This is a genomic window from Glycomyces sp. NPDC049804 (genome assembly GCF_040674615.1).
Lineage (GTDB): Bacteria > Actinomycetota > Actinomycetes > Mycobacteriales > Micromonosporaceae > Glycomyces > Glycomyces niveus.
The window spans coordinates 125126-149223 of sequence record NZ_JBFAMQ010000014.1; the positions used below are offsets into that span (position 1 = coordinate 125126).

General features: G+C 69.8%; 24 protein-coding genes. 15 read left to right on the plus strand and 9 right to left on the minus strand.

Annotated elements, in window-relative coordinates; translation table 11 throughout:
* Nucleotides 1–5: 5 nt before the first annotated feature.
* From AB0K52_RS20500 to AB0K52_RS20525, 6 genes are all read right to left on the minus strand, one after another.
* Nucleotides 6–965: a hypothetical protein gene (locus AB0K52_RS20500; protein ID WP_363534629.1), complete on the minus strand. Its 960-nt coding sequence runs from the start codon at nt 963–965 to the stop codon at nt 6–8.
* Nucleotides 958–1296, minus strand: a complete 339-nt coding sequence (locus AB0K52_RS20505) for a hypothetical protein (protein ID WP_363534631.1) — start codon at nt 1294–1296, stop codon at nt 958–960. The genes AB0K52_RS20500 and AB0K52_RS20505 overlap by 8 nt, the downstream gene beginning before the upstream one ends.
* Nucleotides 1297–1458: 162 nt before the next feature.
* Nucleotides 1459–1779 (minus strand): hypothetical protein, encoded by a 321-nt coding sequence (locus tag AB0K52_RS20510; protein ID WP_363534634.1) that lies wholly within the window; start codon nt 1777–1779, stop codon nt 1459–1461.
* A complete protein-coding gene (locus AB0K52_RS20515; RefSeq protein WP_363534637.1) occupies nt 1776–2669 on the minus strand; it encodes a hypothetical protein in 894 nt (297 codons plus the stop codon). The genes AB0K52_RS20510 and AB0K52_RS20515 overlap by 4 nt, the downstream gene beginning before the upstream one ends.
* 231 nt (nt 2670–2900) lie before the next feature.
* Nucleotides 2901–3869: a hypothetical protein gene (locus AB0K52_RS20520; protein WP_363534640.1), complete on the minus strand. Its 969-nt coding sequence runs from the start codon at nt 3867–3869 to the stop codon at nt 2901–2903.
* A 60-nt stretch (nt 3870–3929) separates the two neighbouring features.
* On the minus strand, nt 3930–4394 hold the full coding sequence (locus AB0K52_RS20525; protein WP_363534643.1) for a hypothetical protein: 465 nt from the start codon (nt 4392–4394) through the stop codon (nt 3930–3932).
* Nucleotides 4395–4581: 187 nt separating this feature from the next.
* On the opposite strand from AB0K52_RS20525, the gene AB0K52_RS20530 reads away from it, so the two are divergent.
* From AB0K52_RS20530 to AB0K52_RS20540, 3 genes are all read left to right on the plus strand, one after another.
* Nucleotides 4582–6915, plus strand: coding sequence for a hypothetical protein (locus tag AB0K52_RS20530; protein WP_363534646.1), 2334 nt, complete (start codon nt 4582–4584; stop codon nt 6913–6915).
* A gap of 58 nt (nt 6916–6973) precedes the next feature.
* A complete protein-coding gene (locus tag AB0K52_RS20535) occupies nt 6974–7669 on the plus strand; it encodes a GNAT family N-acetyltransferase (protein WP_363534649.1) in 696 nt (231 codons plus the stop codon).
* Nucleotides 7670–7827: 158 nt separating this feature from the next.
* On the plus strand, nt 7828–8394 hold the full coding sequence (locus AB0K52_RS20540; protein ID WP_363534652.1) for a hypothetical protein: 567 nt from the start codon (nt 7828–7830) through the stop codon (nt 8392–8394).
* Between the two features lie 43 nt (nt 8395–8437).
* Here AB0K52_RS20540 and AB0K52_RS20545 read toward each other — a convergent pair whose 3' ends face one another.
* Nucleotides 8438–9175, minus strand: coding sequence for a hypothetical protein (locus AB0K52_RS20545; RefSeq protein ID WP_363534655.1), 738 nt, complete (start codon nt 9173–9175; stop codon nt 8438–8440).
* 254 nt (nt 9176–9429) lie between these two features.
* Between AB0K52_RS20545 and AB0K52_RS20550 the strand changes: the two genes are divergently transcribed.
* The 6 genes from AB0K52_RS20550 (at nt 9430) to AB0K52_RS20575 (ending at nt 14152) form a co-directional block, all read left to right on the plus strand.
* On the plus strand, nt 9430–9936 hold the full coding sequence (locus tag AB0K52_RS20550) for a hypothetical protein (RefSeq protein ID WP_363534658.1): 507 nt from the start codon (nt 9430–9432) through the stop codon (nt 9934–9936).
* Nucleotides 9937–9973: 37 nt separating this feature from the next.
* Nucleotides 9974–10486 (plus strand): hypothetical protein, encoded by a 513-nt coding sequence (locus tag AB0K52_RS20555; protein ID WP_363534661.1) that lies wholly within the window; start codon nt 9974–9976, stop codon nt 10484–10486.
* Nucleotides 10487–10600: 114 nt separating this feature from the next.
* Nucleotides 10601–11335 carry a hypothetical protein gene (locus AB0K52_RS20560; protein ID WP_363534664.1) on the plus strand — a complete coding sequence of 245 codons (735 nt, stop codon included), beginning with the start codon at nt 10601–10603 and terminating at the stop codon, nt 11333–11335.
* 437 nt (nt 11336–11772) lie between these two features.
* Nucleotides 11773–12198 carry a hypothetical protein gene (locus AB0K52_RS20565; RefSeq protein ID WP_363534667.1) on the plus strand — a complete coding sequence of 142 codons (426 nt, stop codon included), beginning with the start codon at nt 11773–11775 and terminating at the stop codon, nt 12196–12198.
* 225 nt (nt 12199–12423) lie between these two features.
* Nucleotides 12424–13131, plus strand: coding sequence for a sensor domain-containing protein (locus AB0K52_RS20570; RefSeq protein ID WP_363534670.1), 708 nt, complete (start codon nt 12424–12426; stop codon nt 13129–13131).
* A 148-nt stretch (nt 13132–13279) separates the two neighbouring features.
* Nucleotides 13280–14152 carry a class I SAM-dependent methyltransferase gene (locus AB0K52_RS20575; protein ID WP_363534673.1) on the plus strand — a complete coding sequence of 291 codons (873 nt, stop codon included), beginning with the start codon at nt 13280–13282 and terminating at the stop codon, nt 14150–14152.
* 22 nt (nt 14153–14174) lie between these two features.
* Here AB0K52_RS20575 and AB0K52_RS20580 read toward each other — a convergent pair whose 3' ends face one another.
* A complete protein-coding gene (locus AB0K52_RS20580; RefSeq protein ID WP_363534676.1) occupies nt 14175–15503 on the minus strand; it encodes a hypothetical protein in 1329 nt (442 codons plus the stop codon).
* Nucleotides 15504–15883: 380 nt separating this feature from the next.
* Between AB0K52_RS20580 and AB0K52_RS20585 the strand changes: the two genes are divergently transcribed.
* The 6 genes from AB0K52_RS20585 to AB0K52_RS20610 all read left to right on the plus strand — a co-directional run bounded on the left by AB0K52_RS20585 (nt 15884) and on the right by AB0K52_RS20610 (nt 23814).
* Entirely contained in the window at nt 15884–16747 is an 864-nt protein-coding gene (locus AB0K52_RS20585; protein WP_363534679.1) for a hypothetical protein, read from the plus strand.
* Nucleotides 16748–16941: 194 nt separating this feature from the next.
* Nucleotides 16942–17796 carry a hypothetical protein gene (locus AB0K52_RS20590; RefSeq protein WP_363534682.1) on the plus strand — a complete coding sequence of 285 codons (855 nt, stop codon included), beginning with the start codon at nt 16942–16944 and terminating at the stop codon, nt 17794–17796.
* Nucleotides 17797–18198: 402 nt separating this feature from the next.
* Nucleotides 18199–18639: a hypothetical protein gene (locus tag AB0K52_RS20595; RefSeq protein ID WP_363534685.1), complete on the plus strand. Its 441-nt coding sequence runs from the start codon at nt 18199–18201 to the stop codon at nt 18637–18639.
* A gap of 21 nt (nt 18640–18660) precedes the next feature.
* Nucleotides 18661–19245: a DUF1707 domain-containing protein gene (locus AB0K52_RS20600; RefSeq protein WP_363534688.1), complete on the plus strand. Its 585-nt coding sequence runs from the start codon at nt 18661–18663 to the stop codon at nt 19243–19245.
* Nucleotides 19246–19473: 228 nt separating this feature from the next.
* Entirely contained in the window at nt 19474–22518 is a 3045-nt protein-coding gene (locus AB0K52_RS20605) for a S8 family serine peptidase (protein WP_363534690.1), read from the plus strand.
* Between the two features lie 228 nt (nt 22519–22746).
* Nucleotides 22747–23814, plus strand: a complete 1068-nt coding sequence (locus AB0K52_RS20610; protein ID WP_363534693.1) for an arabinan endo-1,5-alpha-L-arabinosidase — start codon at nt 22747–22749, stop codon at nt 23812–23814.
* Nucleotides 23815–23901: 87 nt separating this feature from the next.
* Here AB0K52_RS20610 and AB0K52_RS20615 read toward each other — a convergent pair.
* The coding region (locus AB0K52_RS20615) for a hypothetical protein (protein WP_363534696.1) at nt 23902–24098 on the minus strand (197 nt) is incomplete at its 5' end.

The window sequence follows — 24098 nt, forward strand, 5'->3', positions numbered from 1 at the left end:
ACCTCCTAGACGCTGATCACGGGGTTGTAGTCGGAGAACTTCTTGAGCACTTCCATCGCCTTGTCGAAGCAGCCCTTGATCGTGGTGAGCAGCTGAATCCCGGCGATGATGAACCAGAGCTCCTGGACGGCGATGCCGATGAGCCGCGCCGTGTAGCGGGCGAGGAGGATCCCCAGGTCGATCCCGATCGGGATGATCGCCAACGGGCCCTTGGTGGCGATATCGCCGATCGCACCGACCACCGTGCCGACGATGTCCGCGATGAACTGGCGGACCGTGTCGTTGATGCGCGCGGCCATGTCGGCGTAGATCAGGAGAAGTTCGCTCAGCCCCTTCGCGCTCTGCGAGGCGAAGTCGACGGTCTGAAGGAGGTCCGCGGCGCGGACGCTCGCGTTGCACGCGGCCTGGCCCTCCCAGCACTCGCTGAGCATCTTGTCGAGACCCGGGCCCATGGCCTCCTCCAGGGCCTTCAGGTTCTCGGACACCGAGTTCCACATGTTGCCGGAGTTCTGGATCTTGGGCGGGTTGCCCAGGAGTACCCCTACGGCGTCCTGCAAGGGGGTGAACGAGTTCCAAAGGAAGTCGAGCCAGCCTTTGCATACAGCCGCGGCGAGGGTGCCGAGGATATCGAGGAAGTTGCCGGTGAAGAGGTTCACGACGCCTTTGCCGTAGTCGAACACGTCGACGATCTGCAGCGCGATGTCGGCGCTCGCCTGGGTGGCATTGAGCAGTTCCTCCCACCACTCGCCGTGGAAGTAGGGCTGCGGCGGGTTCAGTCCGTTGTTCCATGCCGTCTTCGCGTTGTTCCACTGCGAGTAGATCGGTGCGTTGCCGAGCGCGGCGTTCTTCGCGTTCTCACCGAGGCTGCCGCTGATGATGCCGCCGTCGGCGTCGACGCTTTCGCCGAAGCTGGGTTTCTGGGGGTCGTCGGTGAAGTCGACGACGGTGCCCTTCTGGTCAGACAAGGACGATGTCTCCTTCGATGTCGTCGAAGTCCCGACCGTTGCCCTCGTCAGTGTCGCGGTAGTCCTTTGCGCAGTCGATGAACCGCTGGGCCAGACCGGAGACGGCGGGGTCGAATTCCTTCAGGATCTCGTGGATCGCGTCGGCGCTGGCGAAGTACAACTGCGCGAGCGTGACGCCGGGGACTCCCCACATGTGCCAGTCGGGGTCCGCGTCCTGGGCGTAGTCCGCCACGATGCTGAAGTCCGGGGCAAGGGACTTGAGGCGTTCGCCTTCGGCTTCGATCGCATCCGGGTCGACGGACAGATCTGAGTTCGTCGCATATGAGGTCATGGGGTTCCTGACGTCGGAGCGGGGGGCAGGTCGAGTACGAGTTCCGCAAATCGTACTTCGTCCGGTCAAGATGGCGTGTTCGACGTGTCAGACCGCTATGGCACAGTCAATAGGTCGGCGCATCGCCCCACCGCGGTGCGCCGACCTGCTCTAATCCCCCGATCAAGCTTCGCAGCCGCGGGTGATCGATCCCCAGATCGATACCGCCTCGGCGATGATCTTCTCGGCGTGCCGCTCGGCCCACTCGACTTCCATTGGAGCGCAGACCCGCAGGCCGGGCTCTGCGGTTCCGAGTCGGATCACCGAACCCAGGGCATCGGTCCTCCGCTCCCACGCGCGGGCCATCGTGATCCGGAAGCGCGCTTGCGCTGGGATCGCCTGGAAGTAGAGTCGGCGGCCTCCGATCACTGCGGCGAAGGTGAGACCGTCGAGTCCATCCCCGGGACCTCCACGGGGTGCTGCGCGGACGAGTTCGAAGCTCACAGCGCCACCGCCTCTCGGAAGCCTTGGCGCTCATCGAAATGTCGCTCCCACTGACTGAGGTACGGGCTGATTGGGTTCGTCCGGTGCAGCCCTTGCAATGGCGTACCCGACAAGAGACCCGGCGGCGGTTGGTTCGGTGGAGCGACGGTGTGAAGGGGAACGGTCGGCCCTTCGATGGGTTCCCCTTCCTTGGGCGTGTGGATGCCAAGCACTCGGAAGAGCAAGGCGCGCATCGTCAGCCAGAACTGCACCCAGCGGTCGGTGAAGGTGGTCGTGGCGACCAGGTGAGCGTGGTGCAGCTCTTGCGATCCGGCTAGGAACCGGATCCATGCGTCCTCGCGGAGCTTGCCGAAGTCGTAGCGGTCTTCGTTGTCGTCCGCCCAGAAGCGGCGCCGGGGCCGCTCAGGCGGTTCGGGCGGCTCGGTCCCGGTGCGGTCGGGAGATGGACGACGCCTCTCGGCCCCTTCGGGAGTCGGGCCGGGCGACGGTCGGTTGGCACGCTCGCTTCGAGGTTCGACCGGCTTGCGGGGCGAGTCGGGCAGTTCGCCTCGACGGTGTCGGCCGGTGCGGGTATCAGGGCGCCAGTCCGGGGAGCTGAACGGGCCGGGGTCGTGGAGATCTTGCGGGCGATCGCGGTCGATGATCCACGTGTCACCGGGCCGGTGCCGCAAATGAGGCGGTTCGTAGCGCGGGGATCGCGGGTCGGTTTCGGGCAGCGTCGGGTCGGAGGCGTCGGGATCGTAGCGGTACGCGCCGGGCGAATCCGGCTCGAAGGGAGCGGCATAAACCACCTGCTCAAGGTAGGCGGGAACGGCCGGTCGGCGGTTCTGATTCGCCCCGGAATGGCTGTTTGCGGGCAGCCCGAAATCGAGTATGGTCGTAGTTGCCAAGGGAGCTTGCTCCTCTGGTTTAGGGGCCGCCCGGTGGATCTTGTTTGGCGACTTGGGCCACCGGGCGGCGTCGAACTTCTGCCTGATTCAGTTAGACGCAAGCCATCGCACAAACGGATCAACCGTCAGTGCAGAGGCGCGCTGAGGAAATGGTGAGCGACCATCGCTCGATTGTCAACCACCAGTGACGGCGTGTCGCGAAGTCTCAATGAGACCCCGATATTGACAGATTTAGATCAAGCCTTCGCCGCCGACAAGCGAGGCGACGCAGTCTTCTTGCACGCCAACGACAAAGTCGAATGTGTCTTCCTTCAGGTCTCCTTTGAGCGACACTTCGACGTCAAACGCCGTGATTGAGGTCTCTGGGGACTCAGCAGGCTCGATGCCGTTGAGGAAGGCCGTAGTCGCGCCCCACTCGGTGATCGCCGCATCGAGCTCCTCGGGCGTTGTACCCGCGTAATCCGTGTCGGAGCATTGGAACTCGGCCGCAGCCTGAGCGTTGCGTTCGACAACGATGGCGCGCAGGAAGTCTGTCGCCAGCTCCTTAGGATCAACAACCTCGGCAGTGCCATCGGTTTCCGAGGGGTCTTCTTCCTCTTGGAGGGAGACGGCGTTCGAAACGCAGTACTTGCCATCGTCTTCTTGCACGGTAACTAGAAAATCCTCAGTCCGCCGGTTGCCCTGAGCGATGTAGGCGACTGTCCCGGCAATGCTGATGCCGTCGATGGAGGGAACAGGGTCGCCGGCCTTCACATCGATATCGGTGATTCCACCCAGTTCATCAGCGTAGGCCTGGCGGATCCCGTCGAGGTCTTGCGGGGAAAGTTCGGGGGAGGCGTCTTCGCACACTGCCGATTCAGCCCGGTCGAGGTCATCGTTCGACCCGTATCTGAGATACCGGAGAGCGGCGCCTTCCGCGTCGGTAGCGGCCTCGTCGCGCGGATCCTGGTTCGCGGGATTGCCGCTCGCGGCGATGCTTGGCGCGACCCAACCACCCAATACCAGGGCGAGCGCCCATGCGGCTGCCATGACGCCGACGCGGCCCCATTTCCTCGGGGGGTCGGCGAACTCGTTGTCCTCGGGCTCGTTGACCGCGACGACGCGGTACTGCTTGCCGTCCGCGGTGCTGAACTTGGTCCCGCCGCCGCTGCGGCGCGGACGACGAGCGGTGCGAACGACACGCCGGAACAACCTACCCATGGCCTAACCCTATTGGACCGGACCCACCGACCTCAACCAGAAGCCCGACGCGTAACGCCGCTAGTTCCGCGGGTTTCGTTCGGGCGTTCTCCATCCGCGAGCCGTCTGGACCAGGACCGAGACGGCAATGGTCGCGATCGAGGGAAGTGACCAGAGAACACCGGCCCCGGTCACGGGCATGGTCCCTTGGGCAGCGAGGATGCCGAGCCAGATGAAAGGGGCCGCCGCGATCACGGCCGGCACAAGGCGGAGGTACCACCGCCTGCTGCGCCCGAAGATTGTCAGCGGAATGCCTACGACCAGCCCGTAGGCGATCGCGGAGACGCCCCAAGCGAGCGGCCAGAAGAGCGGGCCGCCCGGGTCGTTGGCGACGATCGCAATGGCGACGAAGGTGGCGATGAAGACGGTCCCGAACACCACGGGCCACACCACGAGGCACGCGATCAGATGGAACCAGAGCACCCATTGCGGTCCCCGGCTGCTTATGGGCCGCAAGGGCGGGAGCGGAGTCGGGTGGAGCTGCATGGGCCGCACCTTCTTTGGGAGGGAACCGGAGAATGATCAAACTGAACATGTTCAACTCATGATCGCGAGCCTAGCACATCTTGAACTTGTTCAAATCCTGCTCCACTGCGAGTGCTGAATCAGCTCACCCGTCAGGCGGGCGGTTCTGAGGACCCGCTCGGCAGCGGGCGCGCTTTAGGCTGGGGTCATGAGCATCCCCTCGGGTTCTGAGCAGGCCGGTGCGGTGGTTCCGGTGGCGCGCAACGGGTCGGGTCAGGACGGGTTGGACGGGCCGCTGGCGGCGCGGGAGGTGGGCGTGCACCGGCGGATCGAGGCGCGGTTGCGCGAGGGGTGCGGGGTGGACACGGGAGCGGTGCGGGACTGCTTCGTGTGGAACGGGTTGCAGTCGGAGATCGGCGCGGAGGGCGGGCCGGAGTTCGAGGAGACGTTCCTGGAACTGGCGGGGGCGGAGTTCGCCGCGCAGGCGGGCCGGACGCGGAGCAGTCTCGACCGGGCACTGCTGTGCCTGTGGGTGCACCACAGTTCGGTGCGGGCGTGGAACCACACGTACCGAGTGGACCTGCTGACGAAGTGCATGATCCGGTTCGAGGAGACGGTGCGGGCCTCGTGGGGCCTCGATGCGGCGCCTGACGAGCCGGTGGCGCTGGCGCTGCGGTTGTGCGAACTGGTGCGGGCGGAGATTCTGCTGGAGGACCGGCTGAAGACCGGGTCGCGGCTGCGGTACGAGCGGGCGCTCGACGAGGTCGTGGACGGGTTCGCGGCGCTGCTGGACGAGAGCGAGGGGCTGGCCGATCCGGTCGCGGGGTACGTGCGGGAGGAGGTGGGGGTCCGGCAGGAGTACCACCTGGTGCTGCGGCGGGCGTACCGGGCGCTCGCGGCGGTGTCGGGCGGGCGGAAGTGGAAGTACGAGATGCGCAAGGAGCTGCAGCACCTGGCGAACTCGTGGCCGTTCTCGTCGGTGGAGCTGAGCAAGCTGAACGCGCACCGGCAGGCGCTGGAGCGGCTGCAGGCCGCGCAGAAGTCGGATCCGCGGTGGATGCGCGTGGACGAGGGCCGGATCGTGTACCTGTTCCCGTTCGGGGTGACGGGCCTGGACTACGAGACGATCACGTCGCGGCTGCGGCATTCGTTCGAGCATCGGTCGGGGCCGCCGGACCTGGTGCGCCCCACGGCGATCCTCGACCACTTCACCTACCACGCCGACATCTGGGAGCCGCGGCTCGAGACGGACAAGCGGTTCGACGGGATGGAGGTGGCGCTGCCGAAGGTGCGGCTGCACGTGGACGAGGAGACGGTCGAGGAGCTGTCGGCGTCGGTGCGGTTCTCCCCCATGGGCGTCCACTGCCTGCGCCTGGAGCGGACGCTCACCGACGTGTACCCGGGGGAGCTGCACGCCGCCATGTTCCGGGCCGCGCGTGAGCACGGCACGATCGAGGTGCGATGCGGGGACGCCGACCGCACCTGGGACCGGTTGGCGCGCTTCGCCCGCGACCTGATCACGAAGCAGCTGCCGCTGCAGCTCGAGGCGGACGCCGAGCCGGATCGCCGGCGAGGGCGGCACGCGCCGCCACCTGAGATCCATAGAGGACGGTCGCATGTGCTCGTGCGGGTTTTGAGAGCGAGCGAGCGGAAGCACGAGCACGGGCCGCACGTGGGCAACGACGGCACCGAGATGGTGCAGGACGGGCGCCGCCTGCTCACGCTCATCGGGTCCTCGGTGCTGCTGCACGCCGCGCCCGACGCGAAGGAGTCGCTGTGGGACTGGGTGCGGCTCGCCGACGACCACAGCCGGCAGATCTGGAACCAGCGCAACCAGGGCGACCTCCTGATCTCGACCGAGAACACGACCGTGATCGCCGCGCTCGACGCCCCGAACTTCATCTCCGGGGACCTCGAGGCGATCGCGGAGTTCACGGCCTGCCTCAGCGGCACCCTCGCGGCATGGAACCACCAGCTCGACTCCTACCGGGCGAGCGTCACCGAGTACATCGCCGCGTACAACACGCCCGGCGCGGACCGCTCAGCGCAGCTCGAGGCGATCAAGGCGTCCCGCACCCGCATGCTCGGTTTCGAGAGCCAGACCCGGCAGGTCGTCTCGCTGCTGCACTCGCCGTCGCTGCTGCGGTCGCCGTCGAACGCGGCCGCGCTGCGGCGGCTGCTGTCGGTGAGCGGCGTGGACGAGCAGCTCGTGACGTTCGAGACCGGCCTGGGCGAGGTCATGGCCGACCAGTCGGAGGCGACACTGCAGCGGTGGGAGGGCGACCGGCAGCAGCGCATCCGCGACTCCCTGACGGCCGCGGTGTCGGCGTTGAGCGTGTGCGCCGCGATCAGCATCTGGCAGGCGGCGGGCCTGTGGACGCCCCTGTGGTGGAGCGCGGTGACGGCTGGCGTGGCGCTGTGGGCGGTCGTCTACGTGGTGCGCCGGTGGGTGTCCTACTACGGGCTCCGGGCCACCGCGCGGCGCGTCGTCAGGGGTCCGGCGACGCTGGTGCGGCGGCTGCGGCGGACATCGCGTTCTTAGCGCGTGAGCTGCGGTTTCAGGGGATACTGAGCTTGTCGGCCGAGGTGGGGGGTGCGCGATGAAATACCGGATCATGGAGCAGACGCGGCCCGGCGGGCTGCTCGGGCAGGTCTACCGGGAGGTGCTGGTCCCGGCGTTCCCGGCCAACGAACTGGAGAGCGAGACGGGCATCGCCGAGACCCTCGAAGCGGGGCTCGGGAGCCTGCTCGTCGCGGTCGACGACGCGGGAAGGCCGGCCGGGGCGGCGTTCGGGCGCTGGTCGACGGCGTCGCGGGTGCACATGCTGACGTATCTGGCGGTGCATCCGGCGACGCGCGGGCACGGCCTCGGCGGGAGACTGCTGCGGGACGCGCTCGAGTCGTGGCGGGAGCGGTACGACCCGTGCCTGGTCGTGGCCGAGATCGAATCACCGAACGCGCCGGCCGTGCACGAGGCCTACGGGGACCCGCGGCGGCGGCTCGCGTTCTACGAGGCCGCGGGCGCGCGCGTGCTCGACCTCCCGTACTTCCAGCCGGGCATCGGCGGGCCGCACCTCCGGGTCAAAGGGATGCTGCTGCTCGTGCTGCACGCCGACCCGTCGTTCACGCAGCAGCGGCCGGACCGCTTGGCGGGCAAGGCGTTGCGCACGTTCATGGAGGAGTACCTCGAAGCCTCGGAGGGCCGCAAGCCGGCCGACTGGGACGCGCAGGCCCTGCTGAAGGCGATCGACCAGGCCGGGGGCATCCCCATGGCCCGCAAGGACCCCGGCTCCTAGCCGCACCCCGCCGGTGGGGGTTTCCCAGTATGTACCGGTGCACTAGAGTCGCTCCCAGTGCGCCAAGCCACACCCCGCCAGCGAAGACGAACCGGAATGATCGAGCGACCCGCCACCACCCCCGCCCGCGCCGCTGATGCGGCCCTTGGAGCGCGGCCGTGATCGCGGCGTGCCTCACGGCGGCGCTCACGGCACTGATCTCGGCGTTCTTCCCGGTCACGCCGGTCGAACCGTACCTGGTGGCGCTGGCCGCGGCGACCGACTACAGCCCGATCGCCCTGGGCGTGGCGGCCGCGGTCGGGCAGACCATCGGCAAGACGACGCTGTTCCTCGGCGTGCGCGGGGCGCTGCATTCGGCGCGGCTGCAGCGGTGGGTCGAGGCGGTCGAGCGGCGGCGCGAGTCGCGCCGGTGCGCCAGGGCCGCGACCGCATCGGAGCCGGTGCCCACCGGTTCGACGGCGGTGCGCGAGCGTCTGCGGGCGCCGCTGGCGGCGCTGATCGCGCTCGGCCGCAAGCTCTTGCGCCTCCTCGACCGCCCGTCGCTCGCTGCGCCGATCCTCCTGCTCAGCGCCACGACCGGTCTGCCGCCGCTGATGGCGACGAGCATCTGCGCGGCGGGGACGCGCATCAACCTGCCCCTGTTCGTGGCCGCGTGCCTGGTCGGCCGTTCGATCCGGTTCATCGCGATCGCCTATGCGCCGCAACTGGTCCTGGGCTTGGGTTGAGGCACGGCGATGCATATCTGGACTGCGCCTTGACCATGCGCGGTCAAGTGTGGCGGTCCTCCAGGTAGCGCATGAGGTTCGCGGCGGACTGCTCGAGCTTGCGGTCGCCGTCGATGACGTCGCGGAGGTCGTCGGGCGCGCAGGGGCGGCGGTCGGCGAGGCGGGCGATGTCGAGGAAGTGGGGGGCGATCGCGGTGCGGCGGTAGGCGGCCAGCTTGTGGTGGCCGTCGATGAGGAACGCGGCGCAGTCCTGCTCGTCGCCGGGCGGCTCGGAGCGGAGGATGACCGAGAGGGGGCGGGCGCCCTCCTCGATCTCCTCGACGTACCCGTCGAGGGTCGCCTCGTCGCGGGGCGGCCACGCGTCGGTGGGGATGACGGCGGTGCCCTCGGTGCCGATCGGCTCGTACGGGTACCACCAGGCCGTCCCGTTCTCCCCGAACGGTTCGATGTGGACGTTCGCGTCCCGCCAGATCCGGACCCCGTAGTGGCCGGGCTGCAGCAGGCCGAGGATCGGGCGGGCGAGCTCGACCGGGTCGGTGTCGCCGGGCGGATGGCGGAGGCGCTCGCGGAGGTCGCGCAGGGAGTGCCGGAACGCGGCGTCCCGGGTGCGGATCGCGAACCGGTCGATGGACCCGGAGCCGGTATAGCCCTCGACGATGAGCGGTCTCCAGCCGACGCGGAGCGCGCTCGCCCCGTCGTGGCCGCCGACGGAGAGGGTGCCGTCCCCGTCGCGCACCTCGAGCACCCGGTACCCCAGTGATTCGGCCAATCGCGTGATCATCTGATCCTCCGTCCAACCCGTCGACCGCCGCGGCGTTCGCACTGCGCCGCCCCGACCCCGGCGAACCCGTCATATCGGGCGGCGCCGGGCGCCCGTCCAGCCTAGTACCCCGTTGCGACGAGCGCGAACATCGCCGCGGTGGGCTGGGCGTTCGCGTACGCGCGCATAGCGGTCCTGAATGTGGGGTACCCCGATTCACCCGCAAAGCAACTAGAATGGGCCGCACAACCCCTCATTGCCCCTGGAGGGCAGCCATGACGGTCCCACCGCCGCACCCCAACCCGTACCCGCCGCCCGGCCACCCCTACGGGCCGCCTCGGCCGCCGCGCATGCCCGGTCTCACGACGACCGCGGTCGTGCTCCTGTGGGTCATGGTCGCCATCAGCACGTTCGGTGCGCTCCTCACCCTCCCGATGGTCATGACCGAGTCGCCGTTGTTCGACATGCTGCCCCCGGACGCGAAGCTCCTGATGTCGATCGGCGCGGTCCAGGGCGTCGCGTGGGCGGGCCTGCGCGCGTACATCGCCGTCAAGATCGTCCAGCGCAGCGGCACGGCCCGGTCGGCGGCGTACATCGTCGAAGGGGTGGGCATGGCCTGCCAGCTCGTGCTCGCCGTGCTGCTGTTCAACACCGTGGTGCCCGCGGGTCCCCCGGAGGGCATGAGCATCAGCTACAACTTCGACTGCACGGGGCTGGTGCTGCCGATCCTCGTCATCTGCTTCCTGTCCACCGCCCGGTCGCGCTGGTGGTGCGACCGCTGATACCCCTGCAATACCGCATTACGTTAGGAGTACGCCCATGAGCTACCCCCCTCCTCCTCCCGCTCCCCCTCCCGGCCCGCCGCTCGGCGCCGCCCCTGAGTCGATGCCCGGCTCCACGAAGGGCGCCGTGGTGCTCCTGTGGATCCTGTTCGGCCTCGGCATCTGCGGCAGCGGCGCCCTCGCCTTCAGCTATTCCCTCCTCTCGACGCTGGAAGAGCAAGGCGACGTCGTGATCCCGTCGTCGTACGTGCCGTATCTGGTCGTCGCGATCGTCCAGGCCGTGATCTGGACGGTGCTGCGCGCGGTCTTCGCGGTGAAAATCGCCAAGCGCAGCGCGGGCGCCCGCAAGGGCGCCGTCATCTTCGAGATCATCAACGTGGGCCTGGCGCTCCTGTCGTGGATCTTCGCCCCGCAAGTCGAGTACACCGGCGCGGAACCGGCGGGCGGCGCGGCCGGCGGCCTGATCGGCGCGGTCATCGGCATCGCAATGGCCGCCGTCATCATCGGCCTGTTGTCCACTGCGGACTCCAAGCGGTGGTGCAACGAGTAGTGCGACCGGGCGCGGCCGCCGGGCGGGATGCCGTCCGGCGACCGCGCCGCGTTTATCCCGTTGCCGGGGTGGCGGGCGGGTCCTATGGTGTAGCCCGAAAGTGAGGGTTGCTCCGTGACCAAGTTGAACCAGATCATCGCGATCGAGAAGAGCGTCAAGGCGAAGGCCGCGCGTGCGCTCGGCGACGCCGGGCGCGAGCTCGCCAAGGCGCCGCTGCTGTCCGGCATCTCCCGGACCTACCAGCCGAAGGACGAGGAGGGCGAGCAGCTGCCGCCCGAGTCGACGAAGGTGCAGCGCCGCGTCGAGGAGCAGCTGCGCGAGGTCTCGGCGGCGATGACGCGCCTGTTCGACGTCACGGCCACCAAGGACCGCACCAACGCCATCGCGACAGCGGACATCACTGTGGACGGTGAGGTGCTGGTCGCCGACGTCCCCGTCACCTACCTGCTGTTCCTGGAGAAGCAGCTCGCCGAGCTGCAGACCTTCGTCAAGGGCCTGCCGGTGCTCGACGCGGCCGAGTCGTGGACGTACAACGACGCGTCCGACGCGTACGCGACCGACCCGGTGAAGACGGTGCGCACCAAGAAGATCCCGCGCAACCACGTCAAGGCCGAGGCGACCGAGGAGCACCCGGCGCAGGTCGAGGTCTACTACGAGGACATCCCGGTGGGCTACTGGACCACCGTGAAGTTCTCGGGCGCGGCCCCGGCCAAGCGGGTGGCGCAGCTTTCGGAGCGGCTGGAGAAACTGCAGACCGCCGTCAAGTTCGCCCGGGAGGAGGCCAACGGGACCGAGGTCGTCGAAGAGCAGATCGGCGCCAAGGTCTTCGGCTACCTGCTCGGCGAATAGGCCCACAGACCCCCTGTTTTGAGCGACAGGGGCGGCGCCCGAAAAGCGCCGACACGCTGAAACTGAGATTCAGTCCGAGTAACAGGCGGGAACATCCGGTCCCCTGCGGAATTTAACCCCGCGGGCAAGGACTCGGGTTCACGCCGAAACTGAGACTCTCGCTCTAGCTTCAGCATTCGCCACGCCGCGCGTTTCCGTGAGCAGTCCCCTGGGACATCGAAGTTGGGGGTTCGAATCCCTCCCGCCGCACCACATGCGGCGGTAGCTCAACGGCAGAGCGCGATGCTAGCAGCAGCCTCAACGGCTGCCGCGGATCGCAGCGGCCACTATGTGGCACATGGCGGCCCGGTGTCGAGGTCAACGACCCGGGCCGCACCTATTTCTCCGGTTGCGCCGACGCGGCATACTGGACGGCATGAGCGACAACCGAAAGGGCGATGCCGCGTAAGCCGCCCGCGCGAGTACGCGCATCGCAGACCCGCCTCCACCCTCGGCTCCTCCTGCTTCGGAGGCCTCCCCAGATCCCATGCGGCTCAAGCGCGCTCCACGCCGCCGTCCGCCTCCTCGAGCTCCACGACCGCGACCTCGGCCCCGGCGACGTCGCCAGGGCGCTCGACCGGTGGCGGCGCATCGCGAACCGGCCCACCCCGAGCCCGCTCGGGTACGGCTTCGCCGGCGAATGCGGCATCTGGGGCTGCTGCCCGCCGTCCCGGGACGCGCTCGAGATCGCACTGCGCCGGCTACCGCTGCGCCCCGCCCGCGAACTGCGCCGCCTCGTGGCCCCGCTCGACGAGCGGTTCCTGAAACGGACCTGCGCCGACCCGACCGCACCGCCCGGCCCGTGGTGGACACGCCGATGCTGAAGGACCGCCGGGCAAGGGCGCAACGGCGGGCGGGACGGGCGCCGCCGCCTTCGGGACGAGCGGCGAAGGATCCAGGCGTCGCGGGCACCGCGCGACGGGCGCTGCACCCGTTCCGGCGGGACCGGCCGGGGCCGGGCCCGACAGCCCCGGGTAGGGCTGTCCCTACCCGTGAAATGCCTGCTCGCAGGGTCGTTCCAAGGCCCCGATCGGACGAGGATTATCGGCATGAACAAGATCTTCAAGCAGCTCGGCGCCGACAGTGCGTACCTGCTCTCCTCGTTTCCGATCGCCGTTCCCGCGTTCGTCATCACCGTCACCGGCTTCGCCGCCGGGATCGGGACCGCCGTCGTCTGGGTCGGCGTGCCGATCCTCGCCGCGACCCTGTTCGCCATGCGCGGCCTCGCCGCCGCCGGGCGCAGCCAGCTCGGGGCCGTCCTGCGGCAGCCGATCGAGGGGCCGCACTACAAGCGGGCGCCCGAGGGCGCGTCGCCGCTGCGCCGGTACCTCACGCCGCTGACCGACGGCCAGTCGTGGCTGAACCTCCTGTGGGGCGTGGTGAACTTCCCGCTCGCGGTCGCCGGGTTCTGCGTGGCCCTGTCCCTGTGGGCCGCCACGGTCGCGTCGCTCGGCTACCCGCTGTACGCGTGGGCCATCCGCCGCGCCACCGGCGGGGGCGACGGCCTGGAGTACGCGACCCGCTGGCTCGGCTGGGGCGACTCGTACCTGGCGCTCTCGGCGCTCTCGGTGCTGGGCGGCCTGGTCCTGGCGATGCTGCTGCCGCTGGTGCTGCGCGGCTTCGCGCTGACCCAGGCCGCGCTCGGCAAGGGCCTGCTCGCCTCCCTCTCGGAGTCGGACTCCCCGCACCGCCCGATCCGCACCGCGTCGCTGGACGCCGAGGTCACCCGCGTCCAGGAGCGCCTCTCTGCCGCTTAGAACCACCGCCGCCCACAACCACCGCCGCGCAAGACCGCGGCCGCATGAGACTCGACTCCGGGAAACCCGACCGGGCGTCCGCACCCCGCGGACGCCCGGTCCCTTTTTCGAGTCGATAACGGTTTTCACCGGTGCTAGGTTGGGGCGCATGGCAGCACAGCACGAACACCGGCACGGGGACCACACCGCTTCGTTCGACTTCGCCGAGGCCGCGCCCCGGTTCAAAGCCCGCGCGGCGGCCGAGGCCGCCCAGTACCGGCGGCTCGCCGAGAGGCTGGCCGCCCCGGGCGACCGGGTCGTGGCCGACATCGGCTGCGGGGCCGCCTCGATGGCGTTCGCCCTCGCCGAGACCCTGCCCGAGGCGCAGGTCGTGGCCGTGGACGCGGAGCCGGCGATGCTCGACCTGGTGCGCGAGCGGGCCGCCGAGACCGGCGCGGCCGTGCGGGCGGCGCAGGCGTCAGTGGACGACGCGGACGCGCTCGCCGCCGCAATCGGGGCGCCCGCCGACCTCCTGTGGGCCGGCCACGTCATCCACCACGCCTCCGATCCGCAAGCGGCCCTTGACCACCTTGCGGGGCTCCTCGCCCCGGGCGGACGGCTGGCGATCGGCGAGGGCGGCACCGCCCCGCAGTACCTGCCCTGGCATGTGGGCGTGGGCAGCCCGGGACTCGAGCTGCGGCTCATCGAGGCCGGTTCGCGCCGACTCGAAGGCGAAGGCGTCGAACACGGCTCGACGCCCCTCCCCTACGGCTGGAACCTCGCGCTCGAGCAGGCGGGCCTGACGCAGGTGCACGAAGTGAACGAGCTCAACGCGACCCCGGCCCCGCTCGAAGGCACCGACCTGCACCACGCGCTCGAATCCCTCAACACCCGGGTGGGCTGGTTCGAGCCCTACCTCAGCGACGCCGACCGGGCCGCCTGGGCGCGGCTGCTCGACGAGGACGGCCCGGACTGGCTGGGCCGCCGCCGGGACCTCCACCACCTGTCGATCGACACGTACTTCACCGCCGTCAAGCCCTGACCGGCTTGCGGCGCTTCGGGTCTCACTCGTTCCCCGACTCGACCTCCAGCTGGAACAGCCGCTCGAGCGCGGCCCGCGCGTACACCTCCTCCAGCTGGTCGGCGCGCGCGAAATCGCTGAGCAGGTCGTAACCGTCCCTCAGGCCGAGCCGCCCGAGCCGGTACGCGGCCTCGATGCGGCCGAACCAGTGGAAGCAGTCGTCGACGGCGAGCACCGAGTACGCCTCGATGCCGACGTCCGGGCTGATGTCGAACATCGCCTCCGCCGCATCGATACCCAAGTGGAAGTCCATGACGGACTCGACGCCTTTGACGATGCGCCACAACGCGTTCTCGGCGTCGATGACGCTGTCCTCGGCGAGCTGCTCGGCGCAGATGATCCGCAGCCGCACCGACAGCAGGGGCGCGTTCGCCAAGTGCCGCAGGGCCATCGCGGCCGCCGAGGGATGGACGTCGCGCAGCGCGTGGGCGGCGCTGTGCCGCACGTACTCGTTGACGCTCTCGTCGGTGACCAGCTGCATCAGCGCGATCCCGGCGGGTCCGGCGGCGCAGTCGACGAGCGCGCTGGCGGCGTCGAGGCGGTACTTGGCGTCGACGGTGGCGTCGGCGGCGATGGCTTCAAGGGCGCGGGCGGCGTCCTCGACGCTGAAGCGGCCCATGTGCTCGGCGACTTCGAGCCGCACCTCTATATCCACATTGGACGATTGGGCCACGGTTGAGAGGCGCATGGCCATGTCCCGGCCGCCCAGGTCGATGAGGTCCTGGATGAGCTGGATGCGCAGCTCGGCGTCGATCGACTCGTTCTTGATGGAGCCCACGAGGTTGCTCATGGCGCGGTCGCGACGCTGATGCGGGACGGACACGACCGCCATGCCAATTGACGGCTCGCAAGCGTCGCCGAAGGGGCCAATTGACGGCTCGCAAGCGTCGCCGAAGGGGCCGCTGGAGGGCGCGCCGACGCCGCCGAAGGTGCCCATCGACGACGTGCGCGGCTCCCCGAGCGAGCCGCCCGCGCCGGCGTCCCGGAACGGGGAGTCGGGGGGCTCGTCGGCATGCGCCCGGCGGGCTCCGGTCGCGGCGGGCTCGAACGCGCGGAACTCGTCTCGCGCGCCCGTGCCGTTGTCCCAGAAGCGGGTGCGGGTACTGCCGGACTCCGGTTCGGGCTCGTCGCGCATGCGGGCGAGCTGGCGGCGGCGCTGCCAGCGGCCGGTGGCCCAGGTGGCGGCGAGCGCGGGGTAGAGGAGGCCGTAGCCCCAGAGGCGGCTCACCCCGAAGAGCTCGACCACCGGCACTGGCGCGAGCGCGGCGGAGAAGCGGATGGTCCAAAGCTGCACTGCATTGGCGTTCGCCATACGTCGAACCTCTGGTAGAAGCGTGGCGGGCGGGACTGCTCGGTCCGGCTCCGCCGGCGTCCGGGCAGGGTGCCGCCTCGGGCGCCGCGCGCGGCTTCGACGGTGGGATCGACTGCGCCGACCAGGCCGCACACGTGGTGCCGGGGCATAAATCGTAGTCCTGCAGGGGGAATCGGCGTCGCACAGGGTGTGCGACGCCGCGCCCGGGCCGGGCGGCGTCCGCGGTTCGTCCCGGTACGGCCGCTTCGCCTTTGACAGGCGATGCGACCTGGGGTTTTCCGGGGTCCACGGGAGCGGCGACTGCCTGTACGATCGAGGAATCCCGGTGAAGCCCAATCACCGCGACCGATTGCCCCCGAGCAGACGAGGCGTTTGAAGCGATGACGTATCCGCCCCCCGGCGGTGGGAACCCGCAGTATCAGCTGCAGCCCGAACCGCAGCAGCCCAGCGACCCCTACTCGCAGGGGTACAACAGCACGCCTCCGCCCGGGAACTACTACCAGCAGCCGCCGCCGCAGCAGTACACGCAGCCTTCGGTCCCGCCGCAGTACATGCAGCCGCCGAGCCAGCCTCCGATCGGGGTCCAGCAGGGCTACCCGTCGGCGCCGGGTTCGGTGCTGCCGCCGCCGATCCCGCCGGCCAAGCAGGGCGGGAACCTGCCGGTGATCCTCGGCGTCGTGGTCGCCCTGGTCGTGGTGCTGGGCATCGCGGCGGTGCTGATCATCCCCGGGATGGTCAACAAGGACGACGGCGACGACGAAGCCGGCGGCGACACGTCGCAGAGCGCCGAGCCTTCCGAGGAGGAGGCGACGAGCGAGCCGGACGCGGAGCCGACCGAAGAGGAGACCACGGCCGACACGGGCGCGGACGACGACTTCGCGACCTGGGGCACGCCGGTGAACTCGGACGAGGTCGAGGCCGGAACGCCGGAGGCCGCGGCGATCAACTACCGGATCGGTTCGGACACGGACGACGACGAGCTGATGCAGGCGCAGGTGTGCTCGTCGCCGAGCTCGGCGCTGCAGAGCGACCTCGAGTGGGAGCTGGAGTACGAGGGCTTCAACGCCGGGTTCCTGCTGTGGAGCATGACGCGCGAGGTCGACGGCGGCGTCGAGGTCTGGGCGGGCTGGACGATGGACGACAGCGAGCCCAGCAGCACGGCCGAGATGGAGGAAGGCGTCGGCTACATCTTCACGGCGGTCGAGGAAGACGGCGTCTGGAAGCTCTGCGACGTGGTCTACTGACCGGCCTCCCATTGCCTGAGCGGCGCGGCCGCCTCCCCTCGGGGAGGCGGCCGCGCCGCTTCCGCTTGTGCGACAACCCACCCGGAAAGTTATCCACAGGCCCCCGACCTGTGACTCCACAATTCTTCCCCGAGTTATCCACAGGCGGAAAAGAAATCGTTGACGCTCCGGAGTGGTTCAGCGACAGTTGGTACATGACGCGAATGCCGATGTACCGAACCACGACAGCCACGATGAACCGGCCGCTCGATGCCCCCTTCGCCCAGGGCGCCGAGGCGTGCGAAGACCTCCTCAGGCGGTTCGAGGCCGCCTTCGAAGCCGACTACACGCAGGTGGCCACGGGCCGCACCGCGGCCTGGATCCACGGCTTCGATGTCCTGCCTCCCGGAGCCGACCAGCGCGAGTGGCCGGTCGAGAGCTCGCCCGATCCGCCACTGGCGGACATCACGGTGATCGACGGGCTGCCGGTGACCCGCTTGGCGCGCACCTTGGTCGACTGCGCGGCCGATCTCCCCCGGCTCGAGGCGGTGGCCGCCGCGGACCAGATCCTGCGGGCGGGCATCGACGCGGGGAGCCTGGCGGCCGCGCTCGAGCCGCTCCACGGCGACCGGCTCAGGCGGGCGAACGCGACGCTGCTCGCGGCCGATCCGCGGTCGGAGTCGCCGATGGAGTCCTGGACGCGCTGCCTCATCGGCGACGCCGGGCTCCCCGCGCCGGTCCCGCAGCTGCGGGTGCGGCTCCCGAACGGGAGCTCCAGGTTCCTCGACCTCGGCTGGGAGCGGTGGCGGGTCGGGGTCGAGTACGACGGCCTGGGCGCGCGTCTCGGCCTGGGCGCCGAGACCTCGGACCGACGGCGGCACCAGGCGCTGCAGCACCTCGGCTGGGAGGTCCTGGTCGTCACCGCTTCCGATGTGATGGAGCATCCGCGGCCCTGGCTGGTCCGGCTCCGCGAACTGCTCCTCGACCGCGGCTGGGACCCGGACCTCAACGAGCTGCGCGACATCAACGAGCGCATCGAGGCGGTGAACCTGGCAGTGGCCCGAGGCTGACAACCTGAACGACCGGTGGCGCGGGAAGGCGCCTCCCGCCCACCGGCCCCACGAACCGAACCCCACAGCGGCAGTGAACCGGGACGGCTCAGCTGAGCGGGCCGCCTTGCGACCGAGGCAGGTGGGGGTGAGCGGACAGCGGGGCGCGGCACCGCCGGGGCGGGTGGCGAGGGTGGGCGGCAGTGCAGGGAGCGGGGCGGGTGGGGTGGGGGTGGGGGGGGGTTGACCCCCCGGGTGTCGCAGGCTGGCCCGCCCGGCAGAGGCGGGCCGCCTCGGCCCGGGTGCGCGCACAAGACCCGAATCACTGCTCACCCGCTCCCACGGATCGCAATCGCGGACCGGGATCGGGGCGGACTCGGGCTAGGATCGGTGCGAGCATCGTTCGAATCGGCGGGAGCGGCAGTGGCGGAAGGGTCCTTCACCGGGTTCGCGCGCCCCGCCGTGCCCACGCCGCAGGAGATCCGCGACTGGGCGCTCGACCCGTACTCGACCGCCCCCGAGGGCCGGCAGTGGGACCTCACCCTCGCCACCGACGAACTCGTCGACACCTGGCTCGACCTCGCCGCCGACGCGACCTGCCCGAAGCGGTCCTTCGCGCTCCACGTGCTCTACATCTACGCCGGCGACGCCGTGCGCACCAACTTCCGCGTCCACCCCCGCAAGCGCGTCGACCGCCTCCTCGAGAAGGCGGTCGAGTCACGCGACCAGTACGTTGAACTCTGGGCCGCCAACACGAAGGCGCTCATCCGCCAGCCCGACCTGTTCGACTACCACGAATGGTGCAACGGCGGGCTCGTGCGCACCCCCCGGCGACTCAACCCCGGTCCGACGAGAAAGCCCTAGCACGATGACGAAGAGCCTCCGATGACGCACGACCCGAACATGCGCGTCTCCAACGCCGAGCGCGAAGCGATCCTCGCCCGACTCCACGCCGCCACCGAGGAGGGCCGCCTCGACCTCGACGAGTTCGCCGAACGCTCCCGTCAGGCGTATGAGGCCCGCACCTACGGCGAGGTCGAGCGGCTGCTCGCCGACCTGCCCGACACCGGCGGGACCCTCGCCGTCCCCAAGCGGCCCGTCCCCGAGGGCCCGACCGAGCTGCGCCTCAAGCCGACCGGCTCGTCCGTGAAGCGCGACGGCGACTGGGTCGTCCCGCCGAAGATCCACATCAACGCCACCGGCTCCTCGGTGAAGCTCGACTGCCGCCACGCGGTGATCCGCACCGACACCGTCGACCTCGACGTGAAGCTCCTCGGCTCCTCGCTCACCGTCGTGCTCCCCGCCGGGGCGTACGCGGTCGACGACAACACCGAAGTGTTCGGCAGTTCCGTGACGAACCGCGCCACCTACAAAGGAGGCACGGCAATCCGCTTCTCGGTCACCGGGAAGGCGACGGGCAGTTCCGTGACCTTTCGGCACGAGCGTCGATTCCTGTGGTGGCACTGGTAATCGGGCACGTCGAGACCCGGGAATTCACTGAATATCCACTCGTCGGAACGTCCTTTGTAACGGCCGCATAACAGTCATGCCTGATACCGGCATTCTCCTCATATGAGGGTTTACAGCGAACCAACCTCGCAATAGGCTCGTTTCCGTGCGCCGCGGCGCGGCGACTCTCACCGACCGCGCCGGAGTACTCACCCACGGCGCACGTCCCCCTTGAGAGGAGCTCAACGCATGGGATCTCCGTCCCTCCGCAGGCAAGGGCGCGCATCGGCGCGCGCCCGAGCCAGAACCAGAGCCGTACTGGCGGCCGCGGCCGTCCCGCTGGTGGCCGTCGCGCTCACCGCCGCCGCCGCACCGGTCTCGGCCGAGCCCCCCACGCTCCCTGAGGTCTCACCCGAATACCTCAAAGAGGGTGCGGCGCAGCCGATCGACTACAAGGACGGCAACTACATCGTCCAGCTCGCCTCCGACCCGATCGCCACCCACGAGGCCACCGCGCCCGCCGAGGGCGAGACGATCGACTTCGAGGCCGCCGCGGTCGAGGAGTACCGCGAGACCCTCGCCGACGAGCGCGAAGCGGTCATCGCCGAGTACGACGTCGACACCACCGCCGAGTACGACACCGTCCTCAACGGCTTCGCCGCGAACCTCACCGCCGCCGAAGCAGAGGAACTGGCCGCCAGCGACAAGGTCGCCGCGGTCGTCCCCGAGACGATCTACCAGCCGACCGGCGCCGTCGACACGACGGGCTTCCTCGGCCTCTCCGGCGACGACGGCTCGTGGGACGAGGAGTTCACCGGCCCCAGCGACGCCGGTGAAGGCGTCATCGTCGGCGTCCTCGACACCGGCATCTGGCCCGAGAACCCGGCACTGGCCCCGCTCTCCGAGCCGCGCCCCGACCAGGCGGTCATCGACGCCAAGTGGAACGGCGAGTGCGTGACCGGCGTCGACGAGGACCCGGCCAACAACATCGAGTGCAACAACAAGCTCATCGGCGCCCGGTACTTCGACACCTGGGGCTACGCCGAGGAAGGCTTCGCCTCCCCCCGCGACCAGGACGGCCACGGCACCCACACCGCCACGACCGCCGCGGGCAACTACAAGACCAAGGTGACCATCGACGGCAAGAAGGTCGGCACGTTCTCAGGGCTCGCCCCCGCCGCCCGCGTCGCCGCCTACAAGGTCTGCTGGGGCGGCTGCCCCGGCGCCGACCTCGTCGCCGGCATCGAAGCGGCCGTGAACGACGGCGTCGACGTCATCAACTTCTCCATCGGCTCCACCGGCACGCCCGAGTTCGTCGACTCGGTGTCGATCGCGTTCTTCAACGCGGCCGCCGCCGGCGTCTTCGTCGCGGCCAGCGCCGGCAACGACGGCCCCACCTCTACTGTGGACCACCAGGAGCCGTGGGTGACCACGGTCGGCGCCTCGTCGCACGACCAGACGTTCCGCACCGAGGTCGAGTTCGGCCGCGACGAGATCGACGCGGCCGCGCTGGTCGGCTCGGCCAAGTGGTACGTCAAGAACGCCGTCGACGCGGCGTACGACGGGACCGACCCGGCCGCGGCGGCGCGCTGCGACGCGGGCACCCTGGACCCGGCGAAGACCGAGGGCTTCGCGATCATCTGCATCCGCGGGAACCTGTTCAGCGACAACGCCGCTCAGGTCGCCGCCGCGGGCGGCACCGCGCTGATCGTGCGCGACCAGTCCGACCGGGGTGCGGCGAACGTCGTCACCTCGCAGGCGGTCCCGGTGGTGCACGTGAGCTACGCGGACGGCATCGAGCTCGCGGAGTGGGTCGACTCGAAGTCGAACCCGCGCATCGAGGTCGAGACCTCTGAACTGCGCGACGCGAACGCGCCGGTGATGGCGGCGTTCTCGTCGAACGGCCCCGCGCTGGCGGCGGAGCAGAACCTGCTGAAGCCGGACATCACGGCTCCGGGCGTGGAGGTCCTCGCGGGCATCACGCCGTTCAACCACGCGGGCAACGACTTCGCGAACGCCCAGGGCACGTCGATGTCGAGCCCGCACATCGCGGGCCTGGCGGCGCTGCTGAAGTCGGCGAACCCGGAGTGGTCGCCGATGGCGGTCAAGTCGGCGATCATGACGACGGCGTACCAGACCGACCAGGACGGCAACCCGATCCAGCGCGGCGGCGCGGACGCGACGCCGTTCGACTACGGCGCCGGCCACGTCGACGCGCGGGCGATGTTCGACCCGGGCCTGGTGTACGAGTCGAGCCCGACCGAGTGGATCCAGTACATCTGCGGCACGCCGGAGGCGTCGAAGGTGCAGTCGTACTGCGACGCGCTGGGCGCGATCGACCCGTCGCAGCTGAACTACCCGTCGGTCACGGTCGCGGAGCTCACCGGCACGTACGAGGTGACGCGCACGGTGACGAACGTGTCGGACAAGAAGAGCACCTACAAGGCCGAGATCACGGCTCCGGCGGGCTTCGAGGTGACGTCGGACGTCACGAAGTTCACGCTGAAGCCGGGCGAGTCGGCGACGTACACCCTGACGATCACGCGCACTGACGCGGCGTTCGACGAGTGGTCGTTCGGCGATGTCACGTGGGTGGAGAAGAAGGGCACCAAGACGGTGCACGAGGTGCGTTCGCCGATCGTGGTGAAGCCGGTGCAGCTGGCGGCCGCTGACGAAGCGTCGTTCACGGGCGCGTCGGGTTCGGCCCAGCTCGATGGCACCGCGGGCTTCGACGGGACGCTCGGCGCGACCGTGTCGGGTCTCGTGCCTTCCGAGGTGAAGACCGCGACGCTGACCGACCCCGACTCGTCGACGTTCCCGTCTGACGCGCCGGTGGAGAACTCGCACGCGGTGTCGTACGAGTTCACGACGCCTGCGGATGCGGCGCTGGTGCGGTTCTCGACGTTCGACGCGGACCACCCGGCGGGCACGGACCTCGACCTGTTCGTGTACACGAAGGACGCCGAGGGCGCGCTGACCCTGGTGGGCAGTTCGGCTTCGGGCGGTACGAACGAGACGGTGTCGCTGCCTGGCGGTTACACGTTCGTGGTGTTCGTGGACGAGTGGGCGGGGCCTTCGCCGCTGGAGGCGAAGCTGCACGCGTGGGTCGTTCCGGGTGCTGACGAGGGGAACCTCGCGGTCGATCCGGCCGAGCAGTCGGTCGCGATGGGCGACGAGTACTCGCTGGGCCTGTCGTGGTCGGGTCTGTCCGGGGGCCAGCGGTTCCTGGGCACGGTGAACTACGCGGCCGACGGTACCGGGATCGATTCGACGATCGTCGGCATCACGACCTGATCGGTTGAGCCGCAAGGCTCGCGTTGATCGAAGCGCCCGTCGTGGCGGCCGGGGCCGGAAGGCCCCGGTTCGCCGCGGCGGGCTTTTTCGTGTCGCAGGAGCGGGGGCGGGCGGCGGGGATCGCGGCAGCTCGGACATTTGTTCAACGTTGTAGCTTGACCCGAACTGCGTGTTCTCGCTAACATTTATCCGTCTCAATCCTTCGATTTACGGACAAGGCGGTCTTCCATGCAGCGGAAGCGCACCACCCTCATCGCCGCGACCGGCGCGATCGGCCTCGCGGCCGCCGCGCTCGCCGTCGCCGCCCCGGCAGCGCTCGCCGACCCCGGCGGGAACGGCAGCGGGAACGCGCACGGCCACGACCGGCAGGACTGCGCCGTCGCAGCGCCCGGCACGCTCGGCGGCGACCTAGGGGCGCACGACCCGGGCCTGTTCGCGCCCTGCACCCACGGCGAGCCCTGGTACGTGTTCGCCACCGGCTGGGGTCCTCTCGGCGACGGCAACGTCACCATCCGCACCTCCACCGACGACGGCGCGACCTGGAACTACGTCGACACCGTGTGGGACGCGAAGCCCCAGTGGCTCAAGGACGCCGTCCCGGGCGTCGACAACATCTGGGCGCCGGAGATCTACTTCGACGAGGACCAGGACCGGTACTACCTGTACTACTCGGCCTCCACCTTCGGCAAGCAGCGCTCGGTGATCGGCCTGGCCACCAACGAGACGCTCGACCCGGCCGACGACGACTACGAATGGGTCGACGAGGGCCTGGTCTGGGAATCGAACCCGGGCGACCCGTACAACGCGATCGACCCGACCGTCCTCGAGGCCGACGGCGAGCACTACCTCGCCTACGGGTCCTGGTGGAACGGCATCTACATGCTCGAACTCGACTGGCCCTCGGGCAAGGTCGCGAGCGGCTCGACCCCGAGCCACATCGCCGGCCGCGGCGGCGCGGGCATCGAGGCGCCGGTGCTGACCGCGCACGGCGGCTACTACTACCTCTTCACCTCGTGGGACGTCTGCTGCGCGGGCGCCGACTCGACCTACAACATCCGGGTCGGCCGCTCGACCTCGCCGACTGGCCCGTTCGTCGACGCGAACGGCGTGGCCCTGACCCAGGGCGGCGGCACGCTGGTGCTGGGCGCCCACGGCGACTACGTGGCGACCGGCGGCCAGTCGATCTCCAACGGCCTCATGGCCTATCACTCGTACCACGAGGACGGGCACTTCGACCTCGGCATCGAGGCGATCGAGTGGAACGCCCAGGGCTGGCCGGTCCTCGACGGAGCCTAGGACCGATGGCAGCGCTTGGAGGGCCGGCAGCGCGCAACGGCCTGCCCGGATCGGGCCGTTCAGCCATCCACAAACCCCCACCCACCGCTAGAGGGGAAAAGACAGTGCGCCGAGCGTCGCACCCGGGTCCGACAGGAATCGGCCCGATCGCGGCTCAGCGCGGCGAATCCCACTCGAAAGAGTGAAGCGGAAGCGGAAGCGGAAGCGGAAGCGGAAGCGGAAGCGGAAGCGGAAGCGGAAGCGGAAGCGGAAGCGGAAGCGGAAGCGGAAGCGGAAGCGGAAGC